Annotated in this window: 11 protein-coding genes; 8 read left to right on the top strand and 3 right to left on the bottom strand. The window is 45.8% G+C overall.

The annotated features are described in order from the left end of the window. Positions 1-178: 178 nt before the first annotated feature. Positions 179-1024: an aldo/keto reductase gene (locus GOM71_RS02285; RefSeq protein WP_367649432.1), complete on the bottom strand. Its 846-nt coding sequence runs from the start codon at positions 1022-1024 to the stop codon at positions 179-181. Between the two features lie 479 nt (positions 1025-1503). Between GOM71_RS02285 and GOM71_RS02280 the strand changes: the two genes are divergently transcribed. The 5 genes from GOM71_RS02280 to GOM71_RS02265 all read left to right on the top strand — a co-directional run bounded on the left by GOM71_RS02280 (position 1504) and on the right by GOM71_RS02265 (position 6239). After that, a complete protein-coding gene (locus GOM71_RS02280; RefSeq protein WP_156278056.1) occupies positions 1504-2979 on the top strand; it encodes an MFS transporter in 1476 nt (491 codons plus the stop codon). A 289-nt stretch (positions 2980-3268) separates the two neighbouring features. Beyond that, on the top strand, positions 3269-4003 hold the full coding sequence (locus GOM71_RS02275) for a gluzincin family metallopeptidase (RefSeq protein WP_216651693.1): 735 nt from the start codon (positions 3269-3271) through the stop codon (positions 4001-4003). A gap of 281 nt (positions 4004-4284) precedes the next feature. Beyond that, on the top strand, positions 4285-4641 hold the full coding sequence (locus GOM71_RS02270; RefSeq protein ID WP_156278052.1) for a VOC family protein: 357 nt from the start codon (positions 4285-4287) through the stop codon (positions 4639-4641). Between the two features lie 241 nt (positions 4642-4882). Beyond that, positions 4883-5302: a cytochrome P450 gene (locus GOM71_RS24230; protein ID WP_253944643.1), complete on the top strand. Its 420-nt coding sequence runs from the start codon at positions 4883-4885 to the stop codon at positions 5300-5302. After that, positions 5256-6239, top strand: a complete 984-nt coding sequence (locus tag GOM71_RS02265; RefSeq protein WP_253944641.1) for a cytochrome P450 — start codon at positions 5256-5258, stop codon at positions 6237-6239. The genes GOM71_RS24230 and GOM71_RS02265 overlap by 47 nt, the downstream gene beginning before the upstream one ends. A 255-nt stretch (positions 6240-6494) precedes the next feature. On the opposite strand, the gene GOM71_RS02260 is transcribed toward GOM71_RS02265, so the two are convergent. Next, a complete protein-coding gene (locus tag GOM71_RS02260; protein WP_156278050.1) occupies positions 6495-6656 on the bottom strand; it encodes a hypothetical protein in 162 nt (53 codons plus the stop codon). A 155-nt stretch (positions 6657-6811) separates the two neighbouring features. Between GOM71_RS02260 and GOM71_RS02255 the strand changes: the two genes are divergently transcribed. Both GOM71_RS02255 and GOM71_RS02250 read left to right on the top strand, forming a co-directional pair. Then, complete coding sequence (locus tag GOM71_RS02255; protein WP_367649435.1) at positions 6812-8281, top strand: sensor histidine kinase; 1470 nt, start codon at positions 6812-6814, stop codon at positions 8279-8281. 16 nt (positions 8282-8297) lie between these two features. Next, entirely contained in the window at positions 8298-8873 is a 576-nt protein-coding gene (locus GOM71_RS02250) for a response regulator transcription factor (protein ID WP_173275081.1), read from the top strand. Positions 8874-8930: 57 nt separating this feature from the next. Here GOM71_RS02250 and GOM71_RS02245 read toward each other — a convergent pair whose 3' ends face one another. After that, positions 8931-11021: a helix-turn-helix transcriptional regulator gene (locus GOM71_RS02245; protein WP_156278044.1), complete on the bottom strand. Its 2091-nt coding sequence runs from the start codon at positions 11019-11021 to the stop codon at positions 8931-8933. Between the two features lie 159 nt (positions 11022-11180). Here GOM71_RS02245 and GOM71_RS02240 point away from each other — a divergent pair, with 159 nt between their 5' ends. Continuing rightward, entirely contained in the window at positions 11181-11552 is a 372-nt protein-coding gene (locus tag GOM71_RS02240; RefSeq protein ID WP_156278042.1) for a VOC family protein, read from the top strand. Positions 11553-11731: the final 179 nt, after the last annotated feature.

The raw sequence follows: 11731 nt of genomic DNA, 5'->3' as shown, positions 1-11731 counted from the left end.
AATAGTGTAAGCTAAACATGGAATCGATAAATTCGTTTCCCGGGTATCCTATTGCCATTTTTCTGAATCCCCTCCCTTTAGAAAGACGAGATCCTTCATACGTGCGTTATTCTTTTCACAGAAAAAAAAGCTTGTCGCGCATTTGGAATAACTGCCGTCAAGAAAGGCCCTCCAACCTTTATTTGCCGAGATTAATGATATACTCTACGGTTTGTGGATCATTGTGGGAGAAAAATAAACTTTCGCCTGTATCCAGTGCAGCTATTTTTTCCATATCCTCCTCTGTCAGTTTGAAATCGAATACATTTAAGTTCTCTTCCATTCTATTTTTATTGACCGTTTTTGGAATGACAACTACGTCTCTCTGAATCAAGAAACGTAAAGCCACTTGGGCTGTAGATTTGTTATATTTATCGCCAATTTCTTGTAAGGTCGAGTTAGTGAAATAATTGTTCAATCCTTCTGCAAAAGGGCCCCAGGATTCAATCTGCGTATTGTATTTTTTCATAATTTCCTGTGCTTTTACCTGCTGGTTAAAGACATGGGTTTCTACCTGATTCACAGCCGGCACCACTTCGCTAAACTTCACGAGATCGATGTATCTATCCGGATAGAAATTGCTCACCCCGATTGCCCTGATTTTGCCCGTCTTATAAAGTTCCTCCATCGCACGGTACGTTCCATAATAATCATTAAATGGTTGATGGATTAAGACTAAGTCCAGATAATCGACTTGAAGTAAATCCATAGATTCCTGAATAGACGCTTTTGCTTTGTCATAACCTGCATTGGAAATCCAAACTTTCGTGGTGATGAAAAACTCTTCTCTGGATACTCCACTTTTCTTAATCGCACGACCTACTGCAGCTTCATTTCGGTAAACCTGTGCAGTATCAATCGAACGGTAACCCACACGGATGGCATCAAGCACGCATCTTTCGCATTCCTCTGGATTATGGATTTGGTAAACGCCATAACCTAAAATCGGCATCTGTACTCCGTTATTCAAGGTAATATATTTCACTTCAATTCCTCCCATAAATTCCAATTTTAATAGTAATTCAATTAAATACTATCATTCGAAATTCGGCAAGAGGGATCGGAAAAGTTGTTTAGTTTGAATAATATAGTCTAAATAAACTAGTCAATAAAAAAAATTTTTCCGTGATCCGACAAGGGTTCCCTAAAAAAATTTGCCGTTAGAGTGTTACGGTAACCGAGTCTGGATATATTTGATCATTGCCTAGAATGAAGTTGATCATTGATACTAATTATGCTATATTTTTAACTTGGTTTGTTTAATAAACAAACTAACAAAGAAAACTACCCGTTTTCAAAAGTACAACATGGCAGGAGGAGTATAATGAATTTATATGGCGGGTATTTTATAAGAAATTGAGGTATTTTTTTTTGTTTTATTCACAAAAGCATTAAGCGAGTTTGTAGAAATGTAAGGGCTTTTATTTTTTTCGTAAAAATTGCATCTTAGAAGGAGTATTCATCATGAGTAATAACACACAAAATGTTCACCAAGATGAGTATCACAAGCTCAATCTTGCTGAACGTATTGGCTACGGTTTGGGGGACTTTGCTCAAAATCTTGTCTTTGGTACAGTTGGAGGTTTCCTTGCCCTCTATTTGACGACTGTCAATACTATCGGTACAGCAACAGCAGGATTTATCTTCCTCTTTGTCCGTATCGTCAATGTTATTTGGGATCCAATGGTCGGGACTTATGTCGATAAACACTCATCAAGAGCAGGTAAATATCGTCCTTGGTTACTTCGTGCAGGTATTCCGATGGTTATCTTGGCTGCGCTGCTGTTTACGCCCATTCCGGGTATCAGTGACTCAGTACCCTTTATATTCATCACTTATTTGTTGCTTGACTTGATATATTCCGTTGTCAACATTCCTTACGGCTCGCTGAACGCTTCATTGACCCGTGACCCAGACTCTGTTGACCAAATTACAACGACTCGTATGATGCTTGCAAACGGTGCAAATCTTCTCGTTTATACAATGTTCCCAATGTTTGTTCAATTGGTGGCACCATTAGACCGTTCACTCAAAGATACCGGACTGTTTGGATTAAAACTGAATATGGGGACTTATACAGACCCTTCTGCAGATCACGCTTGGTTTAGCGTTTATGCAATTTATATGGTTATTGGTGCCGTTGCGCTTTTCCTCTGCTACAAGCTTACGAAAGAACGTGTTGTCGCTAATGCTGAACAAACGGCAAAAGTTAAAGTCTATGATTTCTTTGTTGAATTTAAAAATAATAAACCATTGATCATCTTAGGAATTTTCTTCATGTTGGCATTTACATTTATGTTCTTCATGAATACGGTTAATGGATTCTTTTACCAATATACCGTCAATCACTCGGACTGGATGGGTGCTGTAGGGCTGATTGCCTCAATACCTGGTATCGCTTTTACAGTATTCTGGCCAAAACTCAAGAAAATCTTCGGTAAAAAAGGCTTCTTCCATTTCTTCCTCGGCATGTTTGTTGTCGGTGAAATTCTGACTTGGGTTTGGAGTCTTGATGGTATGCACGATCAACTTTGGTTGGCTTATGTTTCAACTTTCATCAAGCAATGGGGCTTGAGTTCAGCGACTGGTTTCATGTGGGCACTTGTTCCTGAAGTAGTCTCTTATGGCGAACTTAAGTCTGGTAAACGTAATGCTGCTATTATCAACGCTATTATGGGGCTGTTCTTCAAGGTTGGCTTCACGCTTGGCGGTGCTATTCCACTTTGGTTCCTTGCCGCTTATGGATTTAATGGAGATGCTGAGCACCAAACAGCTAACGCCCTTGCAGGGATTAATATGAGTGCTATTTGGATACCTGCTGTTCTTGCTGTTGTTTCTATGATTGTGATGCACTTCTATCCATTGTCTGATAAAGACGTTGACAGCATCAATAAACAACTCGACGAGAAACGCGCTGAAATGAAGGCAGCAGAAGCATAAAGATACTCTTAACGCAGCCAACAACAGGTTTAGAAAAGTAACCTTATACGTGTTGATTTTATTAGAGATGATGTCTGAATAGGCATCATCTCTTTTCTTATGGGTTGAACCCCTCCTTTCGAAGTGAAGCCATGCTCCCCTAGAAGTATTTGATCTATGATCTAGACCAAAGTCGAAATGGTTTCCCTGCTAAAGGATGATTTGCGATTCATTGATTTCCAATAAAATGAAAGGAGCCAATAGATTTATATGAAGGAGAGTGCGATTAGATATGAGATGTAGCTTCTTTTTGCTTGGAATTATGTTGCTGATTTTTTTGTCTGCCTGTATGGGACACAAAACAGATGGTGATTTGCCTCTCATCAAGGAAACCGATCATGCTCGCTTCTATAGTCCAGATGTGAATGCGGATAAAGAAAAAGCTGTAACAAAGCTAGCAGAAGCATTCGAAGCTCATTACATTCGAATCGTTAAGCTATTTCAATTAGATTCAACGGACAAGACGATAGTTCATGTGTATACCAATAAAGCAGACTTTCAGAAAATGATTGGCCGGAACACGGAGGGGACCTATGTAGCTTCAGAAAACATCATTAAGGTGTATACACCTGAAAGTCTGAATACTCCGGGGGTTGAGGACGCATTTACCGATCAAATCGTTCACGAATTCGTTCATGCGGTTATCCAGCAAATCAATCCCGATATTGGAAAGACAAAATGGCTGGATGAAGGAATCGCCTATTATACATCAAACCAGCTTCAAAAAGAACTTCAAGCCAGGTCGCTCTTCTTAGATATTCCAACACTCGAGCAACTTGCAAGCCCTGACTACTTTAACCTTGAGGGCGGCGAAGCTTATTTCTACAGCGGATTGATCATTCAATACATTGTCGATAAGTACGGAGAGGATACATTAAACGAGATTATTAGAAATCCTGAACAGAATCAATTCGAGCGGATAATGCAGACAACTATCGATAAATTTTATGAAGAATGGAAAGGTGATTTGCAGAAAAACCAATAGTATAACTGAATTAATTGGTTTAAACAGGATGTCCCGCACATCGGGGATTCGATGATCTTATTTAGATAAGTTCTGACATTCTCAGCCACTTTCATGACTCCCTGAAGATCCGTATGTTCGGCTGCGGCGATGGATTGCTTAAAATTCACGGTATCTTCCAAGGGCTTTGGCGGTGTTTTCTATATGTTCAGAATCAACTTGGAATCTGTCAGAAGGAGTTGTTTACCAGATGCCGAACTAACAAACATCGTATTCGTATAAAAATAAGGAGTGTGATGAACATGAGTATTATTTCAAGTAAAGTTGGAGCTGTTTTTATCCCAGTGAGCAACATAATAGAAGCAAGGGAATGGTATTGTTCCATTCTTGGTCTGGAACCTGCGTTTGATATTATCGCCGGACATCTTTGTTGTATACCCATGGATAATAATGGATTAAATATCGTCTTAGATAGCAAAATTTACAATGCAGATACCTGCTTTAGAGAACCTGCCTTTCATTTTAACACTGACGATATACATGCAGCCTACCAATTCATAAAAGACCGCAATATTGAAATGATCACCGACATAGAGAATGGCCATTGGTTTAATTTTAAAGATCCAGACGGGAATATGTTGATGATTTGTAAATGTTAGATTCAATACTGTTGTTGCACTAACGGATACGATAGTTTAATCACCGCCTCTTTAGGAGAGGCGGTTTTCTTATCGCGCGGAGGATGTGGATCTTCACTATTGGATTGGAGAAAATGGAAATCCTGCTACGGTTGAAAGTGAAAGCTCTAGGGTGAGAGGGTGAGAAAAGTTCAGCCTCCCTGAAAATGCCAGCGGATATTATAATCCATCATTATAACCAGATGAGGAGATGAGCGGCAGTATGACGACGGCAATCGGAAGCATGCGCACTCCGCAGGGACCGAAGGGATCTTTGCTGGGCGGAAATTTGACGGCTTACCGAAAGGATCCGCTTGGATTTTTAACGGAGTTGCAGAAGGAGTACGGGGGAGTGGCGAAAATACGCTTCGGTCCCCAGACGATGTACGTGATCTATGACCCGGAGCTTTTGAAAGAGGTGCTGCTGACGAAGCAGGAGCATTTCATTAAGCTAAAAGCCTTTCAGGAGGCGAGACTATTTGTCGGAGACGGGCTCGCGACGAGTGAGGGAGATAAGCATAAGCGGACCAGGCGCTTATTGCAGCCGCACTTTACGAGAGCGCATATTCAGAAGTATGCGGAACAAATGAGCGGAATTGTTCGCAGCAAGCTGGAAAACCTGGATACCGGGCGAGCGCCGTAATCTGACGGATGAAGTTTCAGATATGACCTTCTCGATTATTGCCAGAACGCTCTTCAGTCTGGAGGGCGACGATTATTCCCGTGCCATTCGCGAGCCGTATGATTTAATTAACCGCATGTGCGCGGAACGGATGCGGTCACTGCTGTCAGTGCCTCTGTTTATTAATACGGCCCAAAACAAGGCTTACAAAGATGCCCTCCGCGCGCTTGACCGCGCCGTTTATTCGGTGATCCAGAATAGAAGATTGAACCCGGATCAGGGGGAAGGGGATCTGCTGTCCGTACTGATGTCCGCCACGGATGAGAGCGGGAACGGCATGAGCGATCGGGAGCTTCGCGACGAGCTGATGATAATGTTCATCGCCGGGCATGAGACTTCGGCCAATGCGTTATCGTGGGCATTCTCGTATATCCTGCAGCAGCCGGAGGTCGAGTCGAAGCTTTATGAGGAGTGGGATCGCGTGCTTAACGGACGCGAACCTTCGGCTGCGGATTACATGCAGCTTACGTATACCCAGAACGTGCTATGGGAGGCGATGCGTCCGCGCTCACCGTCCTTTTTTACCGGACGTTCAGCGACGGCTGACGTACAAATCGGTCATTTTACGGTGAAGAAGGGGCAATCGGTTCTGTTCAGTCCATACGCGATGCACCAAAATCCGGCATACTTTCCCGATCCGTTATCGTTTGTTCCGGAACGGTTCGGGAACGACCTGCTGAAGCGGATTCCAACGTTTGCTTATATACCTTTTGGCGGCGGGCCGCGCGGCTGCATCGGAAACCATTATGCCATGCTGGAGATGGTCATCATTCTGACGATGATTGGTCAGCGTTATCGGCTTCGGCTGACGCCGGGGCATCCGCCGATAGAGATGGAGGCGCTCATGACCTTGCGGCCGAAGGGCAGTATTGAAGTTTTGGTGCAAAATCGCAATTGAATGGTATGGCCGACAGAAAAAGACCAGAATTCCTCGGCAGAGGTTCTGGTCTTTTGTTGTGCTTATTGTTACGCAGGGGTATCCCTTTGTATGCCCCGAATGTATCCTTTAGCATACTGATGCGTTTCGCGAGACGATGCTACTATTCTCGATAGGAAGAAGATGCAGGGGGCTAAAATGAAAAAAGACCCAAAAGAAGAGATAGACAGCATTATACCATCTATCGTTCTTCATTCGAGTCAACTCTCCATTCCATTACGCCTCCGGCTTAGCCTCAGCTTTTTTTGCCTCCGGTTTGGCTTCGGCTTTTGCCGCCTCCGGTTTGGCTTCGGCTTTTGCCGCAAACGCCGGAACTGCTGAGCCCATTACTAAAGCCATTCCCAATACCATTGCGATTAAAAATTTACTTTTTTTCATCGTCATCATCCCTTATCCCTATTAGTTGATTAAGCTTGAGGACTCGTAATCCCCGCTTTCGTTCTCATTATAATGGCATCAGATTATGCGCATAAGGATGAACATTTTTCACCCGGGAGCTGAACTGCACTGCACGAAAGGTTAATTCATTGGAGGTGATAGGGCTGGTCATTTTATACTGCACCATATTTCTGTCCTTATGGACGATCGGCGCGATGATGCTGGTCAACAATTCGGCAAATCCGCATACACGCTGGTTCAGCTTGTTTTTGTTCATCACCGGTTGTGCAAGCTTCTCGGTCGTTCTGAACGTGCAGGTGTTGCCTTGGATGCGCATGTCGTCCGTATTATCGGCTGATGCAATCGAGTCTGTTCGATTGTTCGCGATGACGGTTTGGGGAATTGAGTATTACTTTGTGCCCTATCTGTTGCTGATGTGCTCGCTGGTATTTACCCGGCTGTTCCGCAGAAGAACGATTATTTTGTTCAGCCTATTGTTGCCTGTGCCGATTCTCGTTTATTTGGCTGCGGTTCCGCCGCTGTATCCGGAGCTGCAGTTGGGAGGTCACCTGTCGTTTCGTATCCTTTCCGGCGCTTATTTTCTGATGGGACTCGCGATATATGGGCTGCGGTATTTGACCGAACAGAATGCCTCGCATAAGAAAAACAGCTTCCGGACCGCGGCGGCTCTCATACCGTGTATTAGTTTTCTATACGTTACGGATTACGTCGGCATTGAACGGGTGATCATCAGCCGTGAGGGCATGGAGATGACGAGCAATAACATGTGGCAGTTTAACTTTATGATTTCTCTTGTGTTTGCAGCTTTTTTCGTTTACTACGGGATGAAGTACGGCTTTATGGGAATCAAGCTCCGGATTGAGCGGCAGAAGCTCGACTATTCCATGAAACAATTGACGCAGGGAGCGCTCATTTTGAATCATACGATTAAAAATGAAGTGCAAAAGATCAACTATCTCAGCAGCCGGATGAGCAGTGCCGTTGCAAACAACGATAAAGAAGAAATGTGGAGCAATCTGTCTCAGTTGGACCGAGTGGCGGAGCATATCCTCACAATGATGAACCAAATCAAAGAGAGAACGGGCGATATCGCGCTGCATGAGGAGGAGTACCGCATAGCGGACGTGCTGGAATTCAGTCTATTGGCATTAGAGCCTATGATGCAGGCCAAGCAGATAAGCATCCGCAAAGAGGTGCAGTGCGATCCGGTTATTGTGTGCGACAAGTCCCATATTCACGAGGTTCTGAACAACCTTCTTGTTAACGCTTGGGACGCGCTTACACCCGGAAACGGGAAAATAACCGTATCCTTGCTGGAAGCCAAGAGGGAGGTCGTGATCAGGGTTCAAGACAACGGGGCTGGGATCTCGAAAGAAAACGCGGCGCGGATGTTCGATCCCTTTTTCACGACGAAGAAAGGGGGCGCGAGCTACGGCCTCGGCTTGAACTACTGTTATGGCGTCATGCAGAAGCATGGCGGCAGTATCCGTCTGGCAGAGACGGAGCCGGGGAGGGGAACGCGGATGGAAATTCGGTTTCCGGCCAAGAGGGTGCGCAGGATGACAGCGCCAGACCGTTCTGCAGCGTTGCGGGCAGGCGTTTAAAGAAGGGATGAGCGAAATGGAACATAACATACGAGTCATGCTGGTGGAGGACGACGTCTTCTGGCGGGAGCGGCTCTTTGCCGATTTGAATAAGGAGACGGATATCGAAATCGTCAAAGCGGCGTCAACGAAGCTGGAAGCGCTGGAAGGGGCGGGGGATCTGGACATCGACGTCGTACTCATGGATATCAACTTAACCGAGAATCAATTGGATGGACTCGAGACCGCGAAGGAGCTCATGATCGCCACAAAGTCGAGAGTCAAGGTCATTATGTTAACCTCATTAACGGATAAGGAAATCATTGTCAGGGCGTTTCAACATGGAGCTGTAAATTATATGAATAAATCGAGCTTTCCCGATATCGTGCGCGCGATCCGCGAGGCCTATGCCGGTCAGGCTTCCATCCATTCGGACGCGGCGCTTGCCATGCGAGAAGAAATACGACTGATGCAGTTGTCTCCATCGGAACGGGAAATTTACGAGCTTAAAGAGCGCGGTTGCAGCCGAACGGAAATTTCGGAGCGTCTGTGCAAATCGTTAAATACGATTAAGACGCAGATCCGAAGCATACGAAGCAAAATATTGATGTAAATGGACAACAGCAGGCATGTATCTCGCGAGTACCTGCTGTTTTTCATTATCACATGCTTACTCCAACAATTGCTTCAGCAACTGCGTACGATTCGTAGCGTTCAACTTCTCCATCATCGATTTCATATGCTTCTTAACCGTGATTTCGCTTAAATAGAGGCTCTTGGCAATTTGTAAATTGGTGAACCCTTTCTCGAGCAGGAGCGCCACTTCCTTTTCCCGAGGCGTTAGCGAGCTGCGCGCCATGATCCGATCCTCGTTTGAATTCTTGGCTGTTTCCAAGGGAATTGCGTCCGGAAATACGTCTTCTTGCTCGTGCGCCGGCTTCTCTTGCGGAATAAGATGGGAGAGGCCTGCATCCTTCAGGATACGATGAATGTAGCTTAACGCTTGCTCGCTTTGCTGATCGAGTATGAAGGTTACCGCCTCAACGGACTCGCTATAGTTGTAATGTCTGCCGGTTTCGGCAATCGTAAAGCCCATGCTTAAATGCGCGTCGGTAAAATAACGGGTAGGCGCAGGAGACTCGATAACGAGCTCGCCTGTCATGGCCAATTCGTGCAGCAGATAGCCCATTGCAGTCTGTTGCGATACATCGCCAAGATCGGCGGTATCAATGGTTTCGATAAACCAGCCTGATCGCGCATGAGCAGAAACGGAGAAGCGCTCCTCCATGGCTGGAGGCAGGTTGCTGAAATAAGCTTGCGAGCGCGGCGCCCGTTTCAAATAAGGGAGAGTCGCTTCGTTAATCGGGATAATCGTTGCGAATCCGACGATGCTCCCGGCGCTGCTTCTCATCACGCGAACGATATCATACCCTAGGTCGAACAAGGCAGGGAGATCTAGCTTTCGTACCGTATAACGGCTTTCATCGGCCGTGATTAAGAAGGAAAAGCGCTGACCGGAAGAGGGATCCATAATTTCAACGGATCGATCTTGCGCCTCGGAATATCTTCGCTCGATATACTGCTCCAGCTCCGGCAGCTGCTCGCGGGTCGCGGTTTCGAAACGGGGCGGAGAGAGCTCGAACCAATTAAGAAACGCCCGCACGAGCGAGTCTCCAATATAGGACAAGAGATCTGCCGCTTCGCGCGGCTTGCGCATACTCTCGCTGTCCGCCATTAGCGCGTTGTAGAAATAGAGCAATGCGCGGTTGCGGAGCTGCTCGTACTGCTGGGGCATTCTCGAGCTAAATTCGCGCATGGTCATCTCGCGCATCAGGTTATGGACCATCCAGCCTTTATCTACTTTCCGAACAAAGGAGAAGCGAATGAGTTGATAAAATTCGGATGCGCTCATTTCCCGCTCAAGGACAAAGGAAAGGCTTTCTTGATTAAATCGCCGCAGTACGCAGGCTGCTTCTATAATGGGGCGCAGATGCTCGCCGGGCACTTCGCGAAGCCACTGGTTCACAATATAAGCCAGCGTATCATAGTTTGCTTCCTCTGAATCATGGAATGAATCATTGCTGCCGTCTTGACCAAGAAGGAATGTGATTAATGACATCGTCAGAGGATGTCCGCGAGAGATGCGCCAAAGCCGTTTTACGGTGCCCGGATGCTGAACATGCATATATTCGGCATAGCGGGCGACGGCCTCAAAGTCGAGATCGGCAAGCGGCAGTCTAGTAATGAGCCGTCTCCATACAGGAGACAGCATCCAAGCTTCTGACAGCGGGTGTCTGCCGGCTATGACCACCGTAACGTTGCTGTGAAGCTTTTTTAGAAAAAACTCTCTCAGCCAGTAATCCATACTCTCCATCGATTCATAGCCGTCAATAAACAGGCATACGCGTTTTCTTTCAGAAAGAGCATTAAGCGTCTGAACACATATGTGAAACAACTGTGAGTCTGTCCGATCTGTCTTTCGCTGCGGATCAATAGCATCTAGAACGAGCAGGCATAGATCTTCCGCGGTCTTGACGAAGCCTTCGCCGTCGATCGTTACACAGACGCTATTTTTGGACAAGGCTAGGGAACGGAATTCATCCAGAAGGCTGCTTTTTCCGATGCCTGCCGTACCGTATACGTTAAGGATCTTCAGCTTATTCGCCGCTTCCTCCCATTCGTTCAAAAAGACGTCAAGCTCCAGTTGTCTTCCGACCAGCGAGGGGTTCGCCAGCTCCTCATTATGGCTATAGATCGTCATAGAAATCTCTCTCTCCGATTCGTGAAAGCTTTTATAGTTGGATTGTAAATGGAAGGCTATCCCTTTGTATACCCCTCAATTTATCCTTTTGCATACTGATGCGTTTCGCGAGACGGTGCTACTATTTTTTACATAAAGAAGGTTAAGGAGGACGGCAAAATGGAGCGACAAATACGACTCGGACATGTGGCCATGTACGCGCGCGATCGCAAGCGGCTGCAAGGTTTCTACGAGTCGGTGCTCGATATGAAGCTGGTTATTTCCGATGATCGAGCGGAAGTATCGAGACTTGCTTTTGATCAGGATTCAACCGCTCATGACTTAAGCGTGGTCAGTCATCCGAACCAGGTTCTCATGACGTTCGTTGTGGATTCGCTGGATCAATTAAAGAATTTGTGGAGCAAGATTAGAGAACGCGGGATTCCGACTGGTGAATGGCGCATAGGGAAGCAGGGCGTATCGTTTTATTTTCATGATCCTGAGGGGAATCGGATTGAGCTGTTGTGTGCAGAGGACGCAACAACGCTGTGAATGAAAGGGGTAACTGAATAGCAGAACCAAGTTCCGTTATTTTCCTGGTGTTTGCTGTAAATGGAGGTTTATGCGCAGAATAGCGAAGACAGCGGTTGACTTCTTTCAGAAAGTCGGCGATTATTGGAAAATGTAAGGGCTAGCGGAGGTGCTGCGCCAGATCAGCTAGCAGTTCTGCC

This window comes from Paenibacillus sp. NEAU-GSW1 (assembly GCF_009737085.1).
GTDB lineage: Bacteria > Bacillota > Bacilli > Paenibacillales > Paenibacillaceae > Pristimantibacillus.
Note: the sequence above shows the minus strand (reverse complement) of the source record. Positions and strands in the feature narration are given on the sequence as shown.

Bases quoted from the DNA above. Each gene is read 5' to 3' on its own strand.
- GOM71_RS02280 (WP_156278056.1), top strand. From the start codon at position 1,504: ATGAGTAATAACACACAAAATGTTCACCAAGATGAGTATCACAAGCTC.
- GOM71_RS02270 (WP_156278052.1), top strand. From the start codon at position 4,285: ATGAGTATTATTTCAAGTAAAGTTGGAGCTGTTTTTATCCCAGTGAGC.
- GOM71_RS24230 (WP_253944643.1), top strand. From the start codon at position 4,883: ATGACGACGGCAATCGGAAGCATGCGCACTCCGCAGGGACCGAAGGGA.
- GOM71_RS02260 (WP_156278050.1), bottom strand. From the start codon at position 6,656: ATGAAAAAAAGTAAATTTTTAATCGCAATGGTATTGGGAATGGCTTTA.
- GOM71_RS02250 (WP_173275081.1), top strand. From the start codon at position 8,298: ATGGAACATAACATACGAGTCATGCTGGTGGAGGACGACGTCTTCTGG.
- GOM71_RS02245 (WP_156278044.1), bottom strand. From the start codon at position 11,021: ATGACGATCTATAGCCATAATGAGGAGCTGGCGAACCCCTCGCTGGTC.
- GOM71_RS02240 (WP_156278042.1), top strand. From the start codon at position 11,181: ATGGAGCGACAAATACGACTCGGACATGTGGCCATGTACGCGCGCGAT.